Here is a 23573-nt window from a genome sequence, read left to right on the forward strand (position 1 = left end):
AGCAAATCTCCAGCTTCTGCACCGCTGCAAGCTATAAACAGAAAAAGGGCCCCGGATCTGCTCCGGAGCCCTTGTGTATCCTGCAAAATTAATAGGCGATTCCCTGGGCCAGCATGGCGTCGGCCACCTTGAGGAATCCGGCGATGTTGGCGCCCACCACCAGGTTGCCCTCGGCGCCAAACTCCTTGGCAGCGTCGTAGGCGTTGTGGAAGATGCCCAGCATGATGCCGCGAAGCTTCTCATCCACCTCGTCAAAACTCCAGGAATACCGCAGGGAGTTCTGGCTCATCTCCAAGCCGCTGGTGGCTACGCCCCCTGCATTGGAGGCTTTGGCCGGGGCAAAGAGGATGCCGCCCTTCTGGAACAGCTCCACTGCACCGGGGGTGGAGGGCATATTGGCCCCCTCGGCCACCGCAATGACCCCGTTCTGAATCAGCAGTTTGGCCGATTCCTCATCCAGCTCGTTTTGGGTGGCGCAGGGCAGGGCGATGTCGCAGGGGATGGACCAGATGCCCCGGCATCCCTCGGTGTAGGTGGATCCGGCAACCCGCTGGGCATAGAGCTTGATGCGGCCCCGCTCCACTTCCTTAATCTGTTTGACTACGGCGATGTCCACGCCCTTTTCATCGTAGATATAGCCGTTCGAGTCGGAGAGGGCGATCACCTTCGCCCCCAATTCGGTGGCTTTGACCGCGGCGTAGATGGCCACATTGCCGGAGCCGGAGATCACAACTCGTTTACCCCGAACCGAATCCCCCTTCATGCAGGAGAGCATCTCCTCGGTGAAGTAGAGGAGGCCGTAGCCGGTGGCCTGGGTGCGGGCCAGAGAACCGCCATAGGTGAGGCCCTTGCCGGTGAGCACACCGGTGAATTCATTCCGGATCCTCTTGTACTGGCCAAACAGGTAGCCGATCTCCCGGCCGCCCACCCCGATGTCGCCGGCGGGAACGTCGGTGTTGGGCCCGATGTGGCGGTACAGCTCGGTCATAAAGCTCTGGCAGAACCGCATGACCTCCCCATCGGATTTGCCCTTGGGGTCGAAGTCGGAACCGCCTTTGGCACCGCCCATAGGCAGGCCGGTCAAGCTGTTTTTAAAGGTCTGCTCGAACCCGAGGAATTTCATGATGGACAGGTTGACCGAAGGATGGAACCGAAGGCCCCCTTTATAAGGCCCGATGGCGGAGTTGTACTGCACCCGGTAGCCCCGGTTGACCTGCACCTTGCCGCTGTCATCCACCCAGGATACCCGGAAAGTGATGACCCGTTCCGGCTCTACCAAACGCTCTACAATCCCGGCTTTTTCCAGGGCGGGGCGGGCGGCAACCACCGGCTCCAAGGAAGCTAGCACCTCTTCTACTGCCTGCAAAAATTCCGGCTCATGGCCATCACGGGCGCAGACATCCCGATACACTTTTTTCAAGTACTCGCTCTTCCATTCCATTGTTTATTCCACCTTTCTATCCGCGGCCCGGTTTCCCATTAGCCGCGCTGCCTTCGCCATGTTTTCAATTTTTCCATGCAAAGGGTTAAAGCGACGATCGCTGTTTTTTATTATAGTGGGTTCTTCCCATTTTTGCAAGATTTATCTTTTCAGGATTCAAAAAAATTGTATTGACGCGTTGGACAAAACTTTCTCCCCTTTCTTCCCTCCTGGCCATGAAACCTTAAGAATTCCTTTTGTTGAGTTTTGAATCAGCCCATGGTACAATGATCGCAGGGCGATCATTGGGGAAGAAATCCTTGTCGGGCTGAGAGCCCTCCTGCGGCAAGGCCGCATTAGGATTTTTCCAGCCTGTGGAGATTTTTGGTATACAGACCACAGCGGGGCTGTGGCATTCGAAGAATTGCTTGCAGGGCAAAGCCCTTTGCGGCAGGGGCCGTACCGCAATTCTTATCGTTTGTGCAGACTTTATGGTAGAATAACCGCAGGGCATCCTTGGGGGATATACCCCCGCACGCTGAAAATTCCGGTCCGGCCTGTTAGCCTTCCAGTTCCCCCTTTACACCCATTTTGACTGCTGAAAGAGTGTGTGAATTATGTTCTGTCGAAATTGTGGCGGCCACCTGGATGAAGGCGACCGTTTTTGTAAGAAATGCGGCGCCCCCTCCACTGCAGCGGGCCGCTGTTGCCCCAACTGCGGCCTTCCCCTCCCTCCGGGATGCACCATCTGTCCCCGGTGCAATTCCCAGGTGGGGGACGGCCAAGGCATGCCCTTCTTCCCCCCGCAGAAATCCCGGCTCATCGCCGGTTTGCTGGCCATCTTTGTAGGGAGCTTGGGCATCCACAACTTTTACCTGGGATATAACGACCGCGGCCTTCTGCAAATCCTGCTGACCACCGTGGGTTCTATCTTCACCTGCGGCTTATCCGCCGGCGCAGTGGCCATCTGGGCCCTGGTAGAAGGGATTATGCTCCTCACCGGAAACATCGCCGTGGATGCAAATGGCATCCCCTTAAAAGACTAGCATTGACATTTACCCCAGTACAAGGTACAATGTGGTATGCGAGTAAGCGATACAACAGCGGGCACAAAGCCGAAAGGCTGTGCGTGAGGAAAGTCCGGGCTTCACAGGGCAGGATAGCTGTTAACGGCAGCCGAAGGCGACTTTAGGGACAGTGCAACAGAAAGATACCGCCACGCAAGTGGTAAGGATGGAAAGGCGAGGTAAGAGCTCACCAGCGGGCAGGCGACTGCCCGGCTATGTAAACCCTATCCGAAGCAACACCGCATAGGAGGGCATGAAGCGGCGGCCCGTCGCGTCCTCGGGAAGGTGGCTGGAGCCGTGCGGCGACGCACGGCCTAGATAGATTGTTGTTTGATACAGAACTCGGCTTATCAGCTTAGTCGCATTTATATGGCCGGGGAGTGTCTAAAAGCGCTCCCCGGCCCTTTTCCATGCAAAAAAGGAGAGGACCCGTAAGTCCCCTCCCTTTTTCTATGCGGTTTTCCCTCAAGGGGCAGCTAGCGCACCTCGATGGATTTTCCGCTGTAGGCTTTTACTTCACCTACCACCTTAGCACAGGGGGTTACCCCATCCAGCTGCTTGACCAGCTCCACTGCCTTATCCTCCGGTAGGGCGATGAGCAATCCACCGGCCGTCTGGGGGTCGCACAACAGATCGATCACCACTTCCGGGACATCTGCCCCAAAGGAGACCTTCTCCTCCAGATAATTGCGGTTTTCATAAGCCCCAGCGGGGATAATGCCCATTTTGGCATACTCCACCGCGCTGGGGATCAGCGGCAGGTCTTTGGCGTAAAGTTCCACTGTCATACCGCAGCCGCTGGCCATCTCATAGGTGTGGCCCAGCATGCCAAACCCGGTGACATCGGTGCAGGCGTGGGCTCCGCCTACCCGCAGCATCGCCTCTTGGCCGCCTTTGTTGAGGGTGGTCATCAGCCGGACCATCTCCTGATACTCCTCCGGGCTGGCCAGGTCGGCCTTGTTGGCGGTGGTCATCACTCCAAGGCCCAAGGGCTTAGTGAGCACCAACAGGTCCCCTTCCTTGGCCGTGCTGTTGGCTAAGACGTCTTTGGGATGGAGAAACCCGGTGACGCACAAGCCATATTTGGGCTCCGGGTCCTCGATGGTGTGGCCTCCTACGATGATAGCTCCAGCCTCCCGGACCTTGTCATAGCCGCCCTGCAATATCCCCTCCAGCACATCTAAGGGGAGGCAGTTGGGGAAGCAGATCAAATTCATGGCCAGGTTGGGCGAACCTCCCATGGCGTAGACGTCGCTGAGGGCATTGGTGGCCGCAATCTGGCCGTAAGTGTAGGGGTCGTCCACCACCGGGGGGAAGAAGTCCACCGTCTGGATGATGGCCAAATCCTCCCGCAATTGGTAAACGCAGGCGTCGTCGCTGGTGTCAAACCCCACCAATAGATTGGGGTCAGAAAACTTGGGCAGCCGCTCTAAAATGCTTGAAAGGACACCCGGTCCTATTTTGGATGCTCAGCCTGCGCTTTTTGTCATTTGTGTCAACCGCTGTACTTTTGCCAACACAATGCACCTCCTGTCCCGTTACTTCGGTTTTATTGTACACTCTTTTGGGAGGAAGTTCAACCTTCCCTTCTCGGGGGAGGTTTGGCAAAGCCAAACATTCTGCTTGCTTCATTGGCAATTCGGCCAGATGCTGCGGCATAAAACCATGTACTTCGACAAAAAAGGGTGACCAAACGGGAAACTTCTGGTATAATACTAATATCTGCGGAAGAATGGGAAAAACGCCCTATTTTTCCGCCAGATAAATCGCGGCATCCCAGCAACATCCATTTTGAGGAGGAATCCCATGGATTTTAAACAGCTAGAAGCCTTTGTATACGTCGTAAAACTCAAAAGCTTTTCCAAAACGGCGGAGAAGCTCTACCTGACCCAGCCCACCATCAGCGCCCACATCAGCTCTTTGGAGAAAGAACTGGGGGTTCAGCTCATTGTCCGTTCGGCCAAGGAAGCCCTCCCCTCTGAGGAGGGCAAAGTCCTCTATGAATACGCCCAGGACATGCTCACCTTGCGGGACAACGCCTTGTCCGCCTTCCAAAACATCAGCCGCAATGTCAGCGGCACCCTGTGCATCGCGGCATCTTCTATGCCCAGCCAATACGTGCTACCTCAGATGATGAGCGCTTTTCGCAGCAAGTACCCGGATGTCTCCTTCAATGTCATCAAATGCGACAGCGGCGAGGTGGTTCGCAGCATTGTCAACCGCAAGGCGGAAATCGGGATGACCGGTGCGGTGATCGAATCGGCCAAATGCGTCTTTGAGGAGTTTTTAGACGACCGGCTGGTGGTCATCACCCCCAACACCGAACGATACCGCAAAATTGGGGAGCACGGGTTCACTCTCCAGGATCTGGCCCGGGAGCCCTTCATTATTCGGGAACCCGATTCGGGCACCCGCCGGGAGACCGAGCGCTTTCTGCGAAGCATGCACCTGGACCCTGCCTCCCTCCATGTGGTAGCCCAAATGGATGACCCCGACGCCATCAAAAACTCGGTGAGCCAGGGCCTTGGCATCTCCATCATGTCTAAGACCGCTGCGGCGGACTTTCAGCGCTTCGGACTGATTCAAACCTTTGACTTTGACCATGTGGTCCTCAGCCGCAAGCTCTACTTGGTGCGCAACCAAAACCACACCCTCTCCCCAGCGGCAGCGGCGTTTCTGCGCTTTGCCAAAGAAGAGGCTGCCGGCTCCGCCCAATGACCCCTCTCCTGCAGGGGGGCCCTGTACCGTATCGACCACAAACCCCATCGGATGTCCGCTTAATGCCGCCCCGGGAAACCGAGGCGGCGTTTTTTTGCCCTTTTCACAAACAAATCCACAGTATTCTATCCCAACAGCCATGGGATGCTTTCCCCCAAAAACGCCAAAAAGCCCCGGGAATATCCCGGGGCCAATTCCACGAATTCTATTCTGCCTTCTCTTTACAATGGGCGGCATAAATCATCTGTAGGCCGGTGAGGGTCAAGGTTTTGTCCACCGCGAAGATCTCGCCGGTCTGGGCGGCGATCATCGTGGCCAGCCCACCGGTGGCGATGACCTTGGCGTCCTCCCCCAATTCCTGCTTCATCCGGCGGCAGATGTTCTCCACCGCACCCACATACCCGTATACCGCGCCCACCTGCATGCTTTGGACAGTGTTTTTCCCAATGAGCACCCCTGGGTCGTCGATAGCCACCTGGGGCAGCTTGGATGCCTTTTGCGCCAGGGCGTCCATCGAGAGCTTCACCCCCGGGTAGATGGCCCCGCCCTCATAGGCGCCTTCCCGGCTGACCGCATCAAATGTGGTGGCGGTGCCAAAGTCCACAACGATGAGGGGCGCGCCGTACTTTTTGACCGCCGGCAGCACGTTGACCAGCCGGTCTGCGCCCACCTGGGCCGGGTTGTCATAGTGATTGGTCACGTAATAGGGGACGCTCTCCCCGGCGACCAGGGGGACTTTATTGAGGTATTTGCGGATGGCGTTGTTCATGGAATACATGATCTGGGGCACCACCGAGGCGATGATGACATCCTCAACCTTCTGGTGGTCGATGCCGTGGAGCAGCAGAAACTGCCGGATAAAGATGCCGATTTCATCGCTTGTGGCGTCCCGGTTGGTGCCAAGGCGTGCCGAGCGCAGCAGGGTTTCCCCTTCAAACACACCGAATTCGATATTGGTGTTGCCGATGTCAATTGCTAGCAGCATGGGGGTCTTCTCCTTCGTCTTCCCGCGCCAGCGCGAAGCGGACCGCATCCACCACCTGCCGGGCCTCCCCTTGGGTTAGGTAGGGGTGCATGGGCAGGGAGAGGACCGTTTGGGCAGCCAGCTGGGCGTTGGGCAGATTTTGATCCAAGCCGCCGCAGTAAACGGGGAGTTTGTGCAGCGGCGTAGGGTAGTACACATGGGCGGGAATCCCCTGGGCGGCCAGCCTGGCCTGAAGGGCGTCCCGCTTGTCTGCGTCCACTGCTATTGTATACTGGGCATAGCTGCTCGTCAACCCCTCCTTGACCCGGGGGGTTTTTACAATCCCTGCAAGCCCCTGGTCGTACCAGCCGGCCAGCTGCCGGCGGGCGGCAAGCTCCTCCTCCAAAATGGGGAGCTTTGTCCGCAGCACTGCGGCCTGGAGGGCATCCAAACGGGCGTTGAGGCCAAAACGATGGTTGTCGTATTTGTCCCCGCCCTGTCCGTGAACCCGCAGGGACCGCAGCATATCCCAATCTTCTTTCGTATGGCAAAAGACCGCGCCCCCGTCCCCGTAGCATCCCAGCGGCTTGGAGGGGAAAAAGGAGGTGCAGCCGAACCGCCCAAAGATTCCTGCCTTTTTACCCCGCAGCTCCGCCCCCATGGATTGGGCTGCGTCCTCAATGAGCAATAGGTCGTTCTCTCCACAGATTTCTTCTATTTTGTCATATTCGGCGCACTGGCCGAACAAATCCACTGCGATGACTGCCTTGGGCACCCGGTTGGTAGTCTTGCGGATCCGTTTGATCAGGTGTTCCAAGCAGTAGGGATCCAGGTTGTAGGTGTCGGGGTTGATGTCGCAGAAGAGGACTTCCCCCCCCAGAAGCCCTACCACTTCGCTGGTGGCAAAAAAGCTGAAGGCGGTGGTCAGCACCAAATCGCCGGGGCCGATTCCCGCGGCCATCAGAGAGAGGAGCAGGGCATCGGTCCCGCTGGCCACCGCCACACAGTAGGGCGCTCCCACATAGGCGGCCAGCTCCTGCTCCAGCTGTTCCACCTCTGGGCCTAAAATGTAATTTCCCCCGCGCAGCACTGCGAGCACCGCCTCCTCCATCTGGGGCTGCAAGCGCTGGTACTGGGCTTTTAAATCCACAAACTCCATCAAAAAACCTCCTTGATTGCCATACGGGCGGTTTGCAGCAGGATTTTGCCGTCCTCCCACAGGGAGTAATCTTGCAGATAGCGGATGTTCTCCTCCATCTTGGCGGGGAGCACCCGTTGGCGGTAGACCTGTTCCCCATCTTCCCCCGCTAAAAGGGCGGCTTCGTCCTTAAACCGCAAGCTGGCCCGGCAGGTGATGCCCACCGGCAGAAGCAAGGTCGCCCGCATCCGGTCGGTGTACAACTGGGCGTAGCGAGGGACCTCCGGCCGGGGCCCCACCAGGGACATCTCCCCTTTCAACACGTTGAACAGTTGGGGCAGCTCATCCAGACGGGTGCGCCGGAGGATGCGCCCGGCCTTGGTGATGCGGGGGTCCTCCCCCCGGGTCAGCTCCCCGCCCAAGTAGGCCCGTTCGGTCATGGTGCGGAACTTATAGATCACAAAGGGCCTGCTGTACCGGCCGATGCGCACCTGCCGGTACAGGATGCTCCCCCCATCGGCTTTCACCAAAGCGGCGCAGAAGGCCATCACCGGGGAGAGAGCCAGGATGAGGATGAGGGACAAGGCGATGTCAATCCCCCGCTTCAGCGCCAGCTGGAACCGTTTGCGGGAGAGCTTGTCGTAGTACAGCCGTGTGGTGTCATTTTGCATCGAGCTGGGAAGCTTCCCGAACGCTCTCAATGACATATTGAACATCCTCCTCGCCCATGGATGGATACAGGGGCAGCGAGATAATGGTTTGGTAAAACGCCTCGGCATGGGGAAGCGGCACTGGATTCTGAGGCAGATGCTCCTCATAATAGGTCATGGTGTGTACCGGCTTAAAGTGGACACTGGTGCCGATCTTCTTCCCGGTGAGGAACCGGATCAGCCCCTCCCGATCCATGCCGAATTCCCGGGGGTCCACCTGGATCACAAACAGGTGCCAGGCATTTTCCCTCTCCGGCAGTTGGCGCAGGGTCTTGATCCCCGGGATGGAGGCAAACCCTTCCTCATACAGGGCGGCATACCTCCTGCGGGTAGCCTGCATCTGGTCCAGCCGTTCCAATTGGGCCAAGCCCAAGGCCGCGGCCAATTCCCCCATGTTGAATTTGTAGCCGGGGTAGACCACGTCGTACAGGTGGCTCCCCCCTTCCTGGTACCGGTTGTAGGCGTTTTTGTCCATTCCATGAAGGGAGAGCACCCGCGCTTTTTCCGCCACTTCTGGGTCGTTGGTGGTCAGCATGCCCCCCTCGCCGGTGGCCAGGTTTTTGGTGGCGTAAAAACTGAAGGCGGCTGCATCCCGGCAGTTTCCGATGGGTTCCCCATGATAGAAGGCCCCCGCCGCATGGGCTGCATCCTCGATGACCACAAGGCCATTTTTATCCGCTATGGCGTAGATTTCCTTTAAATCACAGGGCTGGCCACCGTAGTGAACTGGCAGGATGGCCCTGGTTTTATCGGTGATCAATGGCTCGATGCCCGCCGGGTCTATGAGGCCTGTCTGTGGGTCGATATCGCAGAAGATGGGCCTCGCCCCCAGGTGGAGTGCCACATTAGCAGTGGAGCAAAAGGTCATAGGGGTGGTGATGACCTCATCCCCTGGGCTGACTCCATAGGCACAAAGGGCAACCTCCAAGGCGGCGGTGCAGGAGTTCATTGAGACAGCGTACCTGGCCCCCACCTTTTGGGCGAACTCCTCTTCAAACCGCTGGCACTTCTCCCCCCTGCTCCACCAGAGGGAGCGCACCGCTTCCAGCACTTCTTCCAGTTCCCGGTGGGTCAAGCTTGGCTGGGCATAGGGCAAAAATTCTTCCCGAACGTTCATGGTTTGGCCTCCTTATTCTGTCGCAGGCTGTGGCGAAGACCGCCTACAGCCCTGTGAGATAGTCGATGTATTCCTTCGCCAGCCGGTCATATCGGTGGTGATCTCGTACATAGTCTTTCCCCCTCTTCCCCAACTCTGCCCGTTCCTCAGGGGAGAGTGCCAAAAGGGCCTTTGCTCCCTCTACAATGGCCCGTGGATCCTCCGGCGGGAGGGTGAGGCCGCAGCCCGACCGCTCCACTAAATTTCCCGCCCCCGCCACGCCGTAAAGGATGGGACGGCCAGAGAGCAGGTAATCAAACAGCTTGTTCATCCCCACCCCGTATTGGTAGAGGGGGGAGCGCTTTGCCCCCAAATAGAGGGCGTCCGCCATGGGCAGAAGGGCGGTTGCCTCCCCTTTGGGCGCCGGGTCCAGGAAATAAAGGTTGTCTAGCCGCAGTTTTTTTGCCCGGCTTCGCAGCTCATTCTTGTAGGGGCCGTCCCCCATCAATACAAAGGCGATGCCGGGCGGGGCGAGGGCGGCAGCGAATACCAAATCCTCCAAGGCGTTGGCAGCGGAGAACCCCCCCAGGTACAAGAGGACAAAATGCCCACGGCTGTGGAGCAGTTCCAGCAGCTCCTGGTGCTTTTTTGGGGGCAGGTTCTCCGGCTCTTCCCGGAAGTCCACTCCGTTGGGGATGTGCTGGTAGTTTTTGGGCGACGCCCCGATGGAAGCCAGGTAGAGGTCGGCTTTCTCCAGGATGGAGACCACCCCATCGCTTTTGCGGGAGAGGCGGCGCACCTCCCGCCGGATCAGGTGGATGAGCGGGTGGCCCGCCTTGTAACCGTAGAGTTCCATGGGGCTTAAGGGCCACAGGTCGTGGACTTCATAGATCAGCTTGGCCTTGGCAATCCGGGCGATCCGAGCTGCCCCCCGCCCGTCAAAAGGGTGGGTGGAAGAGGCGATGACCACATCCGGCCGGTAGGTTTTGGCGAGGCGAGCCGCTCCGCTGTACAGTTTGCGGCAAAATGCGAAGACGTTTTTCACCCGCCCCAGGCCGTTGCCTGCGTAGGCGGGGGTTTTGAGGAAACAATAGCGGACCCCCTCCACCGTTTTTTCCTCAAAATCCCGAATGGCACGGGGGTTCTTCTGCCGCAGGTGGGAGAAATCCCCGGTGACGACCACCGGGTGATTCCCCATCTTCCCCCATTCCTGGGCCAGATAATAGGGGCGGAATTCCATCCCCAATTCTGGGGAGCCGGCGTACTGGTTGACGATGAGAATATTCATGCTTTCTCCCCTTCCAGCAGTTTGCGGTATAGGGTTAAAAGCCGCTTTTCCTCGCTTTGCCAGCAGTATTTTTTCAGGGCCAGCTTCCGGCCCGCCTCCCCCATGGCCTTGGCCCGGTCTGGGTTTTCCAGCAGGAAGGTCATCGCCCCGGCGATCTCCTCCACCTTTTGCGGGTCGACGAAGAGGGCGCAGGACTTCCCGGTCAGCTCCCGCCACAGGGGGAAGTCGGAGGCGATCACCGGCAGGCCGCAGAGCATGTATTCAAACAGCTTGATTGGCAGGGATTCTTGGTAGCTCTGGGTGGGGAACAGCACCACCAGCCCCATCCGGGCTTCCCCCATGGCCTTCGCCACCCCATCCCGGGAGAGCTTCCCCCGCTCTTCCACCTGGTCAAACCCCGGCAGCAAAGTGATGTCATGGCGCAGGGCCGGGTTTTCAAACTCCCCGGCCAGAATCAGGGGCACCCCTGCCTGGCCGGCAGCTTTCACCATCTGATGTATGCCCCGCAACTGTGTGATAGAACCGGCATACACAGCCGCCCGCCGCCTTTTTTCATAGGGGGGCAGCCCCTGGGGGAAAAACTCCTGGGGATCGGGGAAATTCCGCACCGCCACACCTCCTGGAAACCGCCCCGCAATGATTTCGGTGGCGCCGATCACCCCATCCAGCCGGCGGGCGACTTTCTGTTCATACCGCTCAAACCGGCGGGCGAGGGGTTTTCGGCTCCATTCCGGGAGCCAGTCCTTCCCCAAAATCTGCCGGGGCACATCCTCATGGGCGTCGTAAATCACCCGTTTGCCCCGCTTTTTCAGCTTGAGGGCGGCAGGCAGAAGCTCCGGGTCATGGACGTGATAGAGGTCGTATTCCTCTGTGAGCGCGGCCTTCAAGGCGGTGGGGGACGCTTTCCACATCCGGCCGAACCGGCCTCCCGGCAGCTCCAGCTTGCAAAAACGGACCCCATATTCGTCTTTGCCCTCATAATCCGGGCAGCAGAGGGTCACCCGGTACCCGGCTTTGGCCAAAGAGAGGGCCTGCCGGTAGTAGATCCGCACGTCGTCGTGGCGGTGGACAGTGGTCAGGATGCAGATGGATTTCACAGGCTTCGCCCCCTTTCTCGGATGAGTGATAGTTCCCGCAGCAGCAGGAAGGAAAAGAAAAAGAACCACTTGTCATACAAAAAGCCGTACCGGCCGCTGACCGCGTTTTGCAGCACTGCCGTCCCCAGAATTACCCCGTAAGGCAGGGCCCGCGCCGGGTCCTTTTGCAGGAGGGTCAAGCCGTCCACCAGCAGCGCAAGAAGCAGGGCCAGCCCGGCGGCGGCCTTCAGGTACCCGCCACTGAGCAGGTCGGAGAGGAGGAAATTGTGGGCGCTCAGCGCCTCCCGCTGCTCTGCCTGGGGATAGGTGGCGCAAAGCTCCTGGTCCCCCGACTCCCGGTAGAGGACCACATCCCGCCCCAAGCCCTGGCCGGTCAGTTTCTCAAAGGGAGGGTAACCGGAATACTCCTCCCAGGCTATCCGCCACAAAATCCGCCTTTTGGAGAGGAAGGAGCCTTCCGCTATGGTTTCATACCGGTCTTGGAGCTCGGTCTCCCCACCTCCCCCCGGCAAGCCCGGGGCCTGTTCCGGCAGGTTTTGGAGCAGGGAGGAACCGGCGATGGTCAGCGCCGCAACCAAGCTAAAAGCCAAAACAGCCCCCCCGATGGCGCTCAGCAGCTTTCCCGCCTTCCAGCCCCGCACCAAAGCGGTTCCAGTGACCAAAAGGCCGATGGGCAGGAATAGGAGCACCGCCCGCCGGGACCCGGAAAGGAGGACCGGAGGGAGGCACACCCCAGCAATCAGCAATAGTATGCCCCGGTTTTTGGCGGAAACTCCCTGGCGGAGCAGCAAAAAAGCCCCGCCGCTCCACCCCAACAGGATGGTGACGGCAAACATGTTGTAATCCCTGCGCAGGGAAAGGCGCAGGTCGTACTCCGAGGGGAAGGGGCCGGCACCCATCCGGCCCAGCACGCTGAGGAGGGCTGCCGCCACCGCCGCCAAGGCCAAAGTGGCAAATACCCGGTCGATGGCTTCCCGGCTGTCCAGCAGCAGGGCGCCCAGCAGGGTCAGCACCGCCATCAATCCCACCACCCGGTATTTTTCATAAGAGAGGGCCCAGTCCGCTGGCGCCAACGCCCCCAAGGCATCCAAAAATAGGTAGAGGGAGAATCCCCAGAACAGCCAATAATCGGTCAGCGGCCGCAGGAGGCATTTTCGTTCCCACAGGTACTTGGCAGAAAGGGCCGCTGCCCCCAGAAGCAGGAGCAGGGAGAGTTCCATCAAGTGGAAAGACCTCCCCGCTGCCAGTTCAAAAAATGTGAAAAACAGCGCCAGGTGGAAGAGGACAGGCAGGCGTTTTTCCATCGGTCACATCCCCTTTGCAGATCGTTGGTCCAGTCCGCGGCAGTAGCGGTAGAACCCCAGATATCCCACGCTAAGCAGCCCTGCGTGGTAAAACAAAAACATGGCCGGCCCAATCCCCGGTACCCCTAAGGGCACCGCCGCCAAGAGGAGCATCCCCCCCTGCCACAGGGCGGTGGCCTTCTGCCGGCCCCGGGCGATGGCTGCGGTGGAAGTGGGCACGGTGACAAACCGCACCAAATAAAGAGGCAGCAGAAGGCGCAGGTAGAGGATGGCTGGTTCCCACCCCGGCCCAAACAACAGACGGACCGCCGGGCCAGCCAGCAGGAACAGCGCCCCATATCCCAGCGTACCCAAGGGAAGGAGCCCGCGGGTCACCTTGGCAAGGAGCCCCTTTTCCCCCGCCCGGGAGAGGTACGCCTGCCCCACTGGGGAGGACACCAAAGAAATAGGGGCCGAGAGGAGCCGCACCGCCAAGGAATAGCTCCCCAGGGCCCCGGCGGAAAAGAGGCGGGCAAAGCCATACCCCGCCAAACTGTAGGCGAGGTTTCCCAACAGGGAGCCGGGCAGCGTGTATAGGGGGAAGCTCCGGTTGTCCCGCAAAAGGGGGAGAAGGCACTGCCCCTCCACCTTTTTTCCAAATAAGGAACACGCCCCTTGGCACAAAGGGAAACAGGCGGCCCCATAGGCGAGGATATGCCCTAGGCAGAGGCCCTCTGCCCCCCAAGAGGAAAGGATGGGTTGTCCCAAGGCGAGAGCCACCCCCCGGGTGACATTGGCCCGGCAGATGGCGCCGGTGTTTTGCAGCTTTAGGTTCGCCCCCACAAAGGCGGCGTGAACCCCCACAGCAAAGGTCGCCGGGGCGATCAGCCATACCCATTTATAGGAAGACGCGGAAAAATAAGCGGCGATAGGCCGGGCAAACAAGCCCAGGGGCAGAAGCAGCAGCGACACTCCAGCGCACAGGGAGAGGGAGATGCGCAAAAGGCCGGAGGCTTGTCCCTCCCCTGGGGCCACTATCAGCGCCAGGTCGTATTTTAAACAGGCCAGCTGCCCGGTCAAGTTGAGAGTGGAGACAAAAAGGGCATAGGCTCCCAATTCTCCTGGGGTGTACAGCCTCGCCAAAAGGGGCGACGCCAGCATGGGGAGCAGCTGGGCCAGGGCGGAACCGGTAGTCAAAGCGGCGGCAGCGCGGAAAAAACCGTCGCGGGGGATGGGCTTTCGAAACTTCATCGGTCAAACCGGCCCTTGTAAGCGCCGGACCACCCTTCTTTCAGCGGGAGGGATACCGGCCGGTGTTCCGCCGCCGACTGGTAAACAGCTAGAACCAGCTCCAGGGCCTGCAAGCCATCCTCCCCATTACAGAGGGGCTGCCGACCCGTTTGGATGCACTCCGCCACATCCCGGTAAAGAGCGGTGTGGCCAAATCCATAGATATTGCCAGGGACTTCCTCAAAGGCGGAAAGATCCTCCTCGCCGGATTTGGTGCGGAAGATCTCCAACCGGTTCACCGATTTCCCCCCGATCCGCACCGTCCCTTTTTCCCCATAGATCGAAAGGGTTTCCTCCAAGTTTTCGGGAAAGATATTGCTGGTGCCTTCCAGCAGACCATAAGACCCATTTGCGAACCGCACAACCGCTAGGCCCAGGTCTTCCCCCTCGATGTAAGGATGGTTCAGCCGGTCGGTGTAGGCGAACACCTCGGCAGCCTCCCCGCCCAGGTACCGCAGCAGGTCGATGTTGTGGATGCATTGGTTCATCAAAACCCCGCCGTCCGACTCCCACCGTCCCCTCCAATCCGCCTGGCGGTAATAGGACTCCCCACGGTTCCACAGCACCGAGGCGGACAGGTGGAAAATCCGGCCCAACTCCCCCCTGTCCACTGCCTGCTTCACCCGTTGTACCGCCCGGTTGAACCGGTTCTGATGGCAGACAGCCAGCACCAACCCCTTTTTGCTGGCCAAAGAAAGGAGGTTTTCCGCCTCCGCAATGGAGAGTGCAATGGGTTTTTCCACCAGCGTGGAGCAGCCCGCCCAAAGGCAGGCCGCTGCAATGGTACCGTGGGAGCCGCTGTCGGTGGCGACCGCCACAAGATCCAGGTGTTCTTGTTCCAGCATCTTCTCATAATCCCGGTATACCACCGGGTGCAGGGAGAACTTCTCCGCCAAGTCCTCCCCTTTGGATGGTGCAAGATCGCACAGCGCCGCCACTTCTATCCCTTCACAGGCGCAGGCCGCTTTGAGATGGTTGGCGGCAATCCTGCCGCAGCCGACCAGTCCATACCGAATCCTCTTCAAATGGATTCCCCTCCTCCAAAGCCACTTTCCAAGCGGCGTATCTATCCAATAGTATGCGGTGGATTCGGATGGATATACCGTCCAAAGCTCTCTGCCCATCTGGCTGTATCCGGGGGAATTCAGGGAATCCTCCCCCTTCCTGCGGCGGCAGAATCCCCCGTTGTTTCGCCGGACTCCCATGTTTTTCAAAGATTTTTAAGCAAATGAGTTGACAGCCTGCCTCAAGACCGGTATACTAAATGAGCAATTATTGTTTCTCCATCCGCCGATGGGGGAGGGTTTTTTGCTGGTATGGCTCAGTTGGTAGAGCAGCGCATTCGTAATGCGCAGGCCGTCGGTTCGAGTCCGACTACCAGCTCCAGCCCGTCGCAAGCGACGTATCGCTTGCGACGGGCTTTTTCATTTTATTACAAAGCTATCGTGCGCTCACTCTGCCGCTCCTCGCTTCCAAACCGCAACCGCTTTGCCTCCTTACAGATGCGGCGTGCTCCCTGCGGGTGCTGGCGGTGGGTTGCGGTTTGGTTTTGGGCGCGAACCTGAAAGAAGATCGGTTCTGACCGGTTATTGCAAAAAGCGAAGGCATATGCCTTCGCCGCCTCATTTTATCGCTGCCAATATGGAAAAACCTCCGGATAAGCGTCATGCTTACCCGGAGGTTTTTTATTCCTACCCTTGCAGTGGGCCAGTTATCATCCCCTGGGGATTTCTTCCTTGCTTTTGCGCCGATATTCCAGCGGGCTATCGCCCATACTCTCTTTAAAGGCGGCGGCAAATTTGCTCTGGTTCTCGTACCCCACCATATGGGCCGCCTGTGCCACCGTCATTCCCTCCTTCTCCAACAGCAAGGCGGCCCGCCTCATCCGCCAGTCCTTCCGGTAGGCGGCGATGGGCATGCCGTATACCCCTTTGAAACAGCTTTTCAATGCGGTGGCGCTGATGTTAAACTCCTGTGCTAACTGTTCGATGGTGATGGGCTCCCGCAAATCCTGGGTGAGGCGCTGCTGTACCCGTTTGGCAATCTCCACCTGTTCCGGCGGGAAGGCCCTTTGCTTTTTGCCGCCTATCCCCTCCCAAAAGGACAGGTACAGGAGGAATTCCTGGGCCTTCAGCTGTAAATATGCCTGGCGGGCCAAGGGAGGGGCCGAAGACAAGCCGGAAAAAACCCGTTCCACTTCCTCCCCCCGGTGGATGAGGCAGCAGTCGTCCTCGGCGAAAAGCCGCTGGAACAGCTTGGGAAGGGATACCCCCGCTTCTTGGAGGGCAACCGGCAGATGGTCCATCAGCTCCTCCTCATCCACCAGGATGGAAAGCCCCCGGTAATGGCCCAGAGGAAAGTCCATCCGCTGGCTGTGGTTGCGCACCCGGCTGAGGAACACCTCCCCCTCCCCCATGTAAAGGCAGCAGCCGTCCTGCATGCGGCACTCCATCCGGCCCGAGGCACAATAACTAATCTCCACCCAAGGGCAGTCCACAGGCTTCATGGAAGAACAGGAGTGGGTATCCATCTTGTAATCCAAAAAGAACACCCCCGGCAGAACTGGGAACAGCTCCATTTGGGCGGAACCTTCTTCACAACTCAATTGGCAAAGCATCCCCCCATCGGATTGAAGAACCGCATTTTCGATGGAAACAAATAAAGGCAAAACTTTTGCATATTCCCAATGCATTATTTCAACTCCTCTTCCCCATTCATTTCCCTATTTTAGGCTTCTTTCCCTCATCCTAGCAGATCACAAGAGGAAACGCAATGAAATTTCAGTAGTTTCGCTCCATTTGGACAGCATTTGAATCCCAGTGGACACATTTTCACAGAACCTATTGACGGGTCTCACTTCTCCAAATATAATAAACACATGATCAATCAAACATTTATTTAATAGTTGATCACAACACATCCGAAAGTATGGAAAGGAGCGTTCCTCATGAAAAAAATCGTAAAATTGATCGACCTAGATTGCGCCAACTGCGCTGCCAAAATCGAAAACGCCATTCAAAAGATAGACGGGGTGGAAAAAGCCTCGGTCAGCTTTATGACACAAAAGATGACCATTGAAGCCCCTGAAGGCCGGATGGACGCCATTTTGCAGGAAGCCAAAAAGCTTATTCACAAACTGGAACCGGATGTGACTGTACAGCTGTAACCCATCCGCAGCGACCCACCAGAAAGGAGCACCTGTTATGACAAGGAAACAAAAAAAGCAACTGACCCGCATTTTTCTCGCAGCCGCCATCTACGCGGCAGCCCTCATCCTGCCTCTCACCGGGGCGGTCCAGGTGGCGCTTTTCCTGGTGGGGTATGTGGCCGCCGGCGGGGACATCGTCCTCAAAGCGGCCAAGAACATCTCCCACGGACAGGTATTCGATGAAAACTTCCTGATGACCGTCGCCACCATCGGCGCCCTGCTTCTGGGGGAGTACAGCGAAGGCATTGCCGTCATGCTGTTCTACCAGGTGGGCGAGTGGTTCCAATCCTACGCGGTGAGCAAATCCCGCCAGTCCATCTCCTCTTTGATGGACATCCGGCCGGATTATGCCAACGTAGAACGGGACGGCCAGCTGGTCCAGGTGGACCCGGAGGAAGTGGCCGTGGGGGATTCCATCATGGTCAAACCCGGCGAGCGCATCCCCCTGGACGGGGTGGTTCTCACCGGCACCTCCACCATTGACACCTCTGCCCTAACCGGGGAATCGGTACCGCGGGAGGTTCTGGAGGGCGATGAGGTCATCAGCGGCTGCATCAACCAGTCTGGCATGCTGACCATCCGGGTCAGCAAGGAATTTGGGGAATCCACCGTGGCAAAAATCCTGGACTTGGTGGAAAATTCCAGCAGCAAAAAAAGCAAAAGCGAAAACTTTATCACCAAATTTGCCCGCTATTATACCCCGGCTGTGGTTGTAGCTGCTGCTGTGTTGGCAGTGGTGCCCCCTTTGATGATGGGCGGCTCCTTCCTCCCCTGGATTCAGCGGGCGCTGACCTTCCTGGTCATCTCCTGCCCCTGCGCCCTGGTCATCTCCATCCCCCTGAGCTTTTTTGGCGGCATCGGCGGTGCCTCTAAATGCGGCATCCTCATCAAGGGCAGCAACTACCTGGAGGCCCTAGCCCAGGTGACTACTGTGGTCTTTGACAAAACCGGCACCTTGACCCAGGGCAGCTTTGAGGTCACCGCCATCCACCCGGAGCACGCCACGGAACAGGAGCTCCTGGGCTTGGCCGCCCTAGTGGAGAGCTATTCCGACCACCCCATCTCCCTTTCCCTGAAAAAAGCCTGGGGCAAGGAACTGGATTCCAGCGCCCTCTCCCAAGTGGAGGAAATCGCCGGCCACGGGGTAGTGGCCACCGTTGGCGGCAAACGGGTGGCCGCAGGCAACTGCAAACTGATGGCAAAGCTGGGCGTCCAAGGCGCCAGAGATTGTGAGCTGGCTGGAACCGCCGTCCATGTGGCGGTGGATGGGGTGTACCAAGGCCATATCATCATCTCCGATGTTGTGAAGCCGGATGCCAAAGAGGCCATTACGGCCCTCAAGAGAAACGGTGTCCGCAAGACGGTTATGCTGACTGGCGACGCCGAAGCAGTGGGCAAATCCGTGGCCCAGAACTTGGGACTGGATGAGTACCATGCCGAACTGCTCCCCGGCGACAAAGTGGACGAACTGGAGAAGCTCCTCCGCCAGAAGGGCAAAGGGGAGAACCTGGCCTTTGTGGGAGACGGCATCAACGACGCACCGGTGCTGACCCGGGCCGATGTGGGCATCGCCATGGGCGGCCTCGGCTCCGACGCTGCCATTGAGGCGGCAGACATCGTCCTCATGGACGACAAGCCCTCCAAGATCGCCACTGCCATCCGCATCTCCCGCAAAACCCTGGGGATTGTCCGGCAGAACATCGTCTTCGCCCTGGGGGTCAAGGCCATTGTCCTCCTCTTGGGCGCACTGGGATACGCCAGCATGTGGGCGGCAGTCTTCGCCGATGTGGGGGTCTCGGTCATCGCCATCCTCAACGCCATCCGGGCGCTTTCGGTTAAAGAGTACAAATAAAATGCCATCGGCTAAAAAGGACCCCAGCAAAGATGCTGGGGTCCTTTTTTATTATAACGGGCAGTTCATCTCCAGATAATCCTCGATGAGCCGGTGGAGCAGTTTGGCCGGGCCGGTGTCCGCCAAGGTGTAGTGCATCTCCTTCCCTACTCGCCGGCTGGTGATCAGCCCATGCATCCGCAGGGATTTGAGATGGTGGGAAACCGCCGCCGAGGACATGCCCATGGCCGCGGCAATGTCTGAGACACACTCCTCACAGTGGCACAAAAACCAGAAGATGCGAAGGCGGGAGCCGTCGCTCACCTGCTGGAATACCGCAGCAGCTTGGGCAAAGCGGCCGGTATCCGGCATGTTTGCCAACACCGTTTCCACCGGCTGGTGGAGGTCGTGGGGCAGGGTTTTATCCACGGTGAGCACTTCCTTTTCTCATTTGTTTTATTCTTTCATCCATTGACTCTATCATAGCCCCTTTGGGGAAGTATGTCAATTGACCCAGCAAGCGGCTGAAATCCCCAGACGGATAGGCTCCGCCCCCTCCCCCGCCAGCCCAATTCAAACCGCGGGGTGGGCCCGCTCTGCCATTTTCCTGTTTTCTCCAAAAAACCAACGGCTTCCTGCCAAAATCGACAGAAAGCCGTTCGGAAATCTTAAGAATTACAAACCGTGCCAGGGGACATTTTAAGGATGGGGCGGAGAATTAAATTTTGCAATGGCAAAAAAACCTACAAAGCAACCGAACCGGACTGCTCATAGTCTTTCAGAGAATACCGGATCAACTGCTGGCCCGATATGGTGTAAAAGCTTTCGCCGATCCGCACGCCCCGCCGGATCCGATCCCCCAAGGCGGAGACACCGTTGCCTTCCCCTCCGTTGGGGAAATAGGCGGCGATGGAGAATCCATCCTCTTTGGAGAAGTCCAAAAGCAAGTAGCCACTGAAAGTGATCTCATTTTGACTGGATAAGGGATCGGCTTTATCTTTGTCCACCTGGGTGGCGATGGTCGCTGGGAAACCGATCTGGCCCCGCTGTCCATCATAGAAGAATGCCTTGTGGTTTTCCTTGCCTTCGCTGGAGCTGCCCTGGTTGCCCAGGTAGAACACCTGGCTCTCCTTGGGATGCAGTGGGTCACTGACATCGAAGAGGGAGAGTTTCATCCCATTTTCCATCACAGCCCCATTTTCAGCCACTGTGGTGTTGGTCCCAAACCCGATGAGGGTGCTGCTGTCCACTGGGTGGAGGTATTCGGAAAACCCAGGGGTTTTCAGCTGGCCCAGCACTTTTGGCTTGCTGGGTGTGGAAAGGTCAATGGCGAAGAGGGGATCCACCTCCCGGAAGGTGACCACATAGGCGGTATCCCCCAAGTAACGGACCGATTTGATGCTTTCGCCTGGGGCGAGGCCCTCTACGCTGCCCACCTGCTTCAACGATTGATCCAGTACATACAGGTTGTTCACTGTGCCGCTGTCGGAAAAGCTGGTGGATGCCACCCGGAAGTACCCGCCGCTCTCATCCATAGAGAACTGACCCAGCACCTGCCCCGGCACTTTGCCGGTGGCGGCAAAGTGGATATCAGAGTCTTCCACTGCCACCCGCACCAGATTGGTGGAAGAACCGTCAGAGGAGCCCGCCAAATACAAATTGTCCTTGCTCATGTAAATCTCATCGGCACTGCCCAGCACCGCTTTGGTGTTGGCTGGCTGTTGGCAATCGCTGAGGTTCAACGCCGAGACCACTGTGTACACTGGGTCAATTTCCACGTCTGGGCAGTAGACAATGGACTGGGCTTCCAGCAGCTGACTTGCCTGGTTGAGGCTGTCGCCGGTGACCGGCACCAGTTCATCCATAGGGGTATCCTCGTCGGAGGAGTCCCCCCACACGTATTTCTGGGAAACCAGGTACAGGGTCCCGTCGCTGACCCGGGAGGAGACATAGGAGCCGTCCTGTTCAAACCGGCGGATTTCCTTGGGCTGCTCCCTGTCTGAAACATCAAACAGGGTAGCAGAAATCACAAATGCATCCCGATAAGACGTATTCGATTCTGCCATGCCGGAATGGGAAGGAGTCTCCCCTTGCGCGGCTTTCTGATAAGACTTATTATCGGAAGCCACGGCTTCCGATATCCCCTTCTGGAAGGGGAGCGCGCTGGGAGCCTCGGTCTGCATGACCACCAGGGTTTCATCCCACAGGTAGAGTTCTGAGGCCCCATAGCTGGGCTCCAAGGTGATGGTGGACAGCTTTTCCATGGAAGAGGCATCCACGATCACAACCTCCGGGGTGGAACTTGCTGTATTGGTGTGAATAAAAAGGCTGTCGCCATCGGTTTTTACAATATCGGATTCCTCCACGCCGGCAACCTGCTGGTTGGCCGCGGTAAAACCGGCATCCCCTGTGACAAGGGCGTTGCCGGCCATAGGGGCCGGTGGAGCGGTACTCTTTTCACTGGCACTCCCTGTAGCTGCGTCGCCCTCTGATATGGCAGCACTTTCCTCCTCCATCTGGGGGGTAGGCTCACCCGCCGTCAGAGGGTTGGTAGGCACAGGGGCCTTCAGCATTCCTTCTTCCGGGGAGACACCGTCCATTGTGGCACCGGAGGCTGGCTCCCCCGTTTCCTCCTGGTAATACTCTACCCGCTCCGATTCCTTGGGCGCCAATAAGGTCCGCACCTGACTGTAGTCGCTGGCATAGGAGATGCCTGCGGCGCCAGAGAATAAGGCGGTGTTTCCTGGAGCGGATTCGTCCGGTTTCCCAGAATCGGCAGAGGCCGACGCCGCACTTGAGCTGGCAGAAGTGATCAAGTTGCCGTTTGCAACCAGGCTCCCGCCAAATTGGTGGAAAGCTGTGGCAGCCACCAAGGCTATAGCCGCGGCTGCGGCCCAAGGCTTCCAGTTCCCCCACCGGGGGTGGACCACCTTGGCAGGTCCTTGAGGAGGCGGGCTCTCCTCCTCCGGCTCTACATCCTCTAGGAGGTGGAGAAGGGCTTGGGAGGTCAGGGAGGGAGGAAGCTCGATCCGTTCTGTCTCCGCCTGGAATTTTTCTTGCAGCCAGGCCATATTTTCCATCTTTTTGTCACTGTCGGTCATCGCGTTCACTCCTTTCCCCCTATTCTAAGATTTTACGCAGTTTGATGAGGGACCGGTGCAGCTTGGAGCTCACCGTCCCATGGGGGATGTTTAGCATTTCTGACACCTCGCGGGTGGTGTACCCCTGCATCACCGCAAGGGATATAATCAGCCTCTCCTGTTCCGATAGGCTGTCCAGCGCCTGGAGCACGGTGACCCGTTCCGAGGCGCTTCCGGCCAGATCCCCTTCCTCCGCTGGGGCATTGATGCATTCTTCAATGTCAATGTTGCCCTTCTCTTTGACATAGCCGCCGATGCGGCGCTTGCAGCGGATGGATAGGATCCGCATGATCCACGGTTTAAAGCTGGAGTCATCCCGCAAATTTTTGATTCCTTTATACGCTTCGATAAAGGTTTCGCTCACCACGTCTTCCGCGTCGTGGGCGTTGCCTAAGGTATACAGGGCGACTTTATATAAATCCATCGCCACCTGGTCGTACACCTGGGCAAAGCTCTCTTTATCTCCCAGCCTAGCGGAACGGACCAGTTCTGTTTCAATCTTCATCTTTACACCACCATCTCTAAAAGCGGCTCATCTATAAAGTGTGCCGGTCGTGGCCTTTTGTTGCAAACCCAGGCAGGGGATGGGAAAAAATTCCCCCAGCCGGGCTTCTCCTTGTTCTATGCAATCTTTCAATTGTCGGGAATTTATTTTTTTATTATAAACCATCCGGTGCAAAAACACAAATACCGGCAAAACAATTGTGTTTTCCCTTCAATCTGCTATACTGAAGATATTGGTATTCCCCCGGACTTTTCAACCTATAAAAAGGAGTGACGCTGTGAACACCAATTTGGAATACTTCAAAACTTTTTATTATGTGGCCAGGTGCGGCAGCATCTCAGCGGCGGCACAGCAGCTGTTTATCTCCCAGCCAGCGGTGAGCCAGATCATCAAGCACCTGGAAAACGACCTGGGCAGCAGCCTGTTTTTCCGCACCACCAAAGGGGTCCGCCTCACCCCGGAAGGGGAAGTCCTCTTCTCCTATGTGGCCAAGGGGTACGATTGCTTTGTCCAGGCGGAAGCGGTGTTCCAGCAGATGCTGGACTTGGAATCGGGGGAAATCCGCATCGGCGCCAGCGACATGACCCTGCAATTTTACCTCCTTCCTTATTTAGAAGAATTCCACCGCCGCTACCCCAAAATCAAAATCAAGGTGTCCAACGCCCCCACCCCGGAGACAATCGGCCTTTTGAAGGAAGGGGGAATCGATTTTGGGGTGGTCACTGCCCCCTTAGACCCAGACCCGGATTTCACCGTTCGGGAGGTGGCCCAGATTCAGGACTGCTTTGTGGCGGGGGGGGGGGTTTTCCAGCCGCCGG

Annotated in this window: 20 protein-coding genes, 1 tRNA gene and 1 other RNA gene; 7 read left to right on the forward strand and 15 right to left on the reverse strand. The window is 58.0% G+C overall.

The window, feature by feature from the left end; genetic code table 11:
• Positions 1-88: 88 nt before the first annotated feature.
• The gene (gene gdhA, locus BQ5353_RS02045) at positions 89-1441 is read right to left on the reverse strand and encodes an NADP-specific glutamate dehydrogenase (protein WP_054330950.1); all 1353 of its coding nucleotides are present in this window, start codon (positions 1439-1441) and stop codon (positions 89-91) included.
• Positions 1442-2037: 596 nt separating this feature from the next.
• On the opposite strand from gdhA, the gene BQ5353_RS12595 reads away from it, so the two are divergent.
• Positions 2038-2466, forward strand: a complete 429-nt coding sequence (locus BQ5353_RS12595; protein ID WP_074026296.1) for a TM2 domain-containing protein — start codon at positions 2038-2040, stop codon at positions 2464-2466.
• 39 nt (positions 2467-2505) lie between these two features.
• Positions 2506-2853, forward strand: an RNA gene (rnpB, locus tag BQ5353_RS02055) — RNase P RNA component class A.
• A 110-nt stretch (positions 2854-2963) separates the two neighbouring features.
• Here the strand turns inward: rnpB and selD are convergent.
• On the reverse strand, positions 2964-3977 hold the full coding sequence (gene selD, locus BQ5353_RS02060) for a selenide, water dikinase SelD (protein ID WP_369949014.1): 1014 nt from the start codon (positions 3975-3977) through the stop codon (positions 2964-2966).
• Between the two features lie 316 nt (positions 3978-4293).
• On the opposite strand from selD, the gene BQ5353_RS02070 reads away from it, so the two are divergent.
• A complete protein-coding gene (locus tag BQ5353_RS02070) occupies positions 4294-5205 on the forward strand; it encodes a selenium metabolism-associated LysR family transcriptional regulator (protein ID WP_054330947.1) in 912 nt (303 codons plus the stop codon).
• A 205-nt stretch (positions 5206-5410) separates the two neighbouring features.
• Here BQ5353_RS02070 and BQ5353_RS02075 read toward each other — a convergent pair whose 3' ends face one another.
• The 9 genes from BQ5353_RS02075 to BQ5353_RS02115 are packed head-to-tail and all read right to left on the reverse strand — an operon-like array spanning position 5411 to position 15096.
• Entirely contained in the window at positions 5411-6190 is a 780-nt protein-coding gene (locus tag BQ5353_RS02075; RefSeq protein WP_071427222.1) for a type III pantothenate kinase, read from the reverse strand.
• Complete coding sequence (locus BQ5353_RS02080; protein WP_071427223.1) at positions 6174-7328, reverse strand: DegT/DnrJ/EryC1/StrS family aminotransferase; 1155 nt, start codon at positions 7326-7328, stop codon at positions 6174-6176. Before BQ5353_RS02080 ends, BQ5353_RS02075 begins: the two co-directional genes overlap by 17 nt.
• A complete protein-coding gene (locus BQ5353_RS02085; RefSeq protein ID WP_071427224.1) occupies positions 7328-8014 on the reverse strand; it encodes a sugar transferase in 687 nt (228 codons plus the stop codon). The genes BQ5353_RS02080 and BQ5353_RS02085 overlap by 1 nt, the downstream gene beginning before the upstream one ends.
• The gene (locus BQ5353_RS02090; protein WP_054330943.1) at positions 7968-9134 is read right to left on the reverse strand and encodes a DegT/DnrJ/EryC1/StrS family aminotransferase; all 1167 of its coding nucleotides are present in this window, start codon (positions 9132-9134) and stop codon (positions 7968-7970) included. Before BQ5353_RS02090 ends, BQ5353_RS02085 begins: the two co-directional genes overlap by 47 nt.
• Before the next feature lie 43 nt (positions 9135-9177).
• Positions 9178-10401 carry a glycosyltransferase family 4 protein gene (locus BQ5353_RS02095; RefSeq protein ID WP_071427225.1) on the reverse strand — a complete coding sequence of 408 codons (1224 nt, stop codon included), beginning with the start codon at positions 10399-10401 and terminating at the stop codon, positions 9178-9180.
• On the reverse strand, positions 10398-11498 hold the full coding sequence (locus tag BQ5353_RS02100; RefSeq protein WP_054330939.1) for a glycosyltransferase family 4 protein: 1101 nt from the start codon (positions 11496-11498) through the stop codon (positions 10398-10400). The genes BQ5353_RS02095 and BQ5353_RS02100 overlap by 4 nt, the downstream gene beginning before the upstream one ends.
• Positions 11495-12802, reverse strand: a complete 1308-nt coding sequence (locus BQ5353_RS02105; protein ID WP_071427226.1) for an O-antigen ligase family protein — start codon at positions 12800-12802, stop codon at positions 11495-11497. The genes BQ5353_RS02100 and BQ5353_RS02105 overlap by 4 nt, the downstream gene beginning before the upstream one ends.
• Positions 12803-12805: 3 nt before the next feature.
• Positions 12806-14032 (reverse strand): lipopolysaccharide biosynthesis protein, encoded by a 1227-nt coding sequence (locus BQ5353_RS02110; protein WP_071427227.1) that lies wholly within the window; start codon positions 14030-14032, stop codon positions 12806-12808.
• Entirely contained in the window at positions 14029-15096 is a 1068-nt protein-coding gene (locus BQ5353_RS02115) for a Gfo/Idh/MocA family protein (RefSeq protein WP_233424489.1), read from the reverse strand. Before BQ5353_RS02115 ends, BQ5353_RS02110 begins: the two co-directional genes overlap by 4 nt.
• A 285-nt stretch (positions 15097-15381) precedes the next feature.
• Here BQ5353_RS02115 and BQ5353_RS02120 point away from each other — a divergent pair.
• Positions 15382-15457: transfer RNA gene (locus BQ5353_RS02120), tRNA-Thr, on the forward strand.
• A gap of 328 nt (positions 15458-15785) precedes the next feature.
• On the opposite strand, the gene BQ5353_RS02125 is transcribed toward BQ5353_RS02120, so the two are convergent.
• Positions 15786-16676 (reverse strand): helix-turn-helix transcriptional regulator, encoded by an 891-nt coding sequence (locus BQ5353_RS02125; protein ID WP_161802796.1) that lies wholly within the window; start codon positions 16674-16676, stop codon positions 15786-15788.
• A gap of 342 nt (positions 16677-17018) precedes the next feature.
• Here BQ5353_RS02125 and BQ5353_RS02130 point away from each other — a divergent pair, with 342 nt between their 5' ends.
• The gene (locus BQ5353_RS02130) at positions 17019-17237 is read left to right on the forward strand and encodes a cation transporter (RefSeq protein WP_071427228.1); all 219 of its coding nucleotides are present in this window, start codon (positions 17019-17021) and stop codon (positions 17235-17237) included.
• Positions 17238-17274: 37 nt separating this feature from the next.
• Positions 17275-19131, forward strand: coding sequence for a heavy metal translocating P-type ATPase (locus BQ5353_RS02135; RefSeq protein WP_071427229.1), 1857 nt, complete (start codon positions 17275-17277; stop codon positions 19129-19131).
• Between the two features lie 51 nt (positions 19132-19182).
• Here the strand turns inward: BQ5353_RS02135 and BQ5353_RS02140 are convergent, their stop codons facing one another.
• The 3 genes from BQ5353_RS02140 to BQ5353_RS02150 all read right to left on the reverse strand — a co-directional run bounded on the left by BQ5353_RS02140 (position 19183) and on the right by BQ5353_RS02150 (position 22755).
• Entirely contained in the window at positions 19183-19539 is a 357-nt protein-coding gene (locus BQ5353_RS02140) for an ArsR/SmtB family transcription factor (RefSeq protein ID WP_341484285.1), read from the reverse strand.
• A gap of 314 nt (positions 19540-19853) precedes the next feature.
• Complete coding sequence (locus BQ5353_RS02145) at positions 19854-22211, reverse strand: beta-propeller domain-containing protein (protein WP_071427230.1); 2358 nt, start codon at positions 22209-22211, stop codon at positions 19854-19856.
• Positions 22212-22230: 19 nt separating this feature from the next.
• Complete coding sequence (locus tag BQ5353_RS02150) at positions 22231-22755, reverse strand: RNA polymerase sigma factor (RefSeq protein ID WP_054330933.1); 525 nt, start codon at positions 22753-22755, stop codon at positions 22231-22233.
• Positions 22756-23032: 277 nt separating this feature from the next.
• Here BQ5353_RS02150 and BQ5353_RS02160 point away from each other — a divergent pair.
• Positions 23033-23573 (forward strand): LysR family transcriptional regulator (locus BQ5353_RS02160; protein ID WP_143117252.1); only part of this gene is annotated, 541 nt, incomplete at its 3' end.

Source organism: Merdimmobilis hominis, from assembly GCF_900104615.1.
Taxonomy (GTDB): domain Bacteria; phylum Bacillota; class Clostridia; order Oscillospirales; family Ruminococcaceae; genus Merdimmobilis; species Merdimmobilis hominis.

Excerpts from the sequence above, each read along its gene's own strand:
- BQ5353_RS02070 (WP_054330947.1), top strand. The coding sequence starts at position 4,294 with ATGGATTTTAAACAGCTAGAAGCCTTTGTATACGTCGTAAAACTCAAA.
- BQ5353_RS02130 (WP_071427228.1), top strand. The coding sequence starts at position 17,019 with ATGAAAAAAATCGTAAAATTGATCGACCTAGATTGCGCCAACTGCGCT.
- BQ5353_RS02095 (WP_071427225.1), bottom strand. The coding sequence starts at position 10,401 with ATGAATATTCTCATCGTCAACCAGTACGCCGGCTCCCCAGAATTGGGG.
- gdhA (WP_054330950.1), bottom strand. The coding sequence starts at position 1,441 with ATGGAATGGAAGAGCGAGTACTTGAAAAAAGTGTATCGGGATGTCTGC.
- BQ5353_RS02080 (WP_071427223.1), bottom strand. The coding sequence starts at position 7,328 with ATGGAGTTTGTGGATTTAAAAGCCCAGTACCAGCGCTTGCAGCCCCAG.
- BQ5353_RS02090 (WP_054330943.1), bottom strand. The coding sequence starts at position 9,134 with ATGAACGTTCGGGAAGAATTTTTGCCCTATGCCCAGCCAAGCTTGACC.
- BQ5353_RS02085 (WP_071427224.1), bottom strand. The coding sequence starts at position 8,014 with ATGTCATTGAGAGCGTTCGGGAAGCTTCCCAGCTCGATGCAAAATGAC.
- BQ5353_RS12595 (WP_074026296.1), top strand. The coding sequence starts at position 2,038 with ATGTTCTGTCGAAATTGTGGCGGCCACCTGGATGAAGGCGACCGTTTT.
- BQ5353_RS02150 (WP_054330933.1), bottom strand. The coding sequence starts at position 22,755 with ATGAAGATTGAAACAGAACTGGTCCGTTCCGCTAGGCTGGGAGATAAA.
- BQ5353_RS02135 (WP_071427229.1), top strand. The coding sequence starts at position 17,275 with ATGACAAGGAAACAAAAAAAGCAACTGACCCGCATTTTTCTCGCAGCC.
- BQ5353_RS02105 (WP_071427226.1), bottom strand. The coding sequence starts at position 12,802 with ATGGAAAAACGCCTGCCTGTCCTCTTCCACCTGGCGCTGTTTTTCACA.
- BQ5353_RS02145 (WP_071427230.1), bottom strand. The coding sequence starts at position 22,211 with ATGACCGACAGTGACAAAAAGATGGAAAATATGGCCTGGCTGCAAGAA.
- BQ5353_RS02075 (WP_071427222.1), bottom strand. The coding sequence starts at position 6,190 with ATGCTGCTAGCAATTGACATCGGCAACACCAATATCGAATTCGGTGTG.
- BQ5353_RS02110 (WP_071427227.1), bottom strand. The coding sequence starts at position 14,032 with ATGAAGTTTCGAAAGCCCATCCCCCGCGACGGTTTTTTCCGCGCTGCC.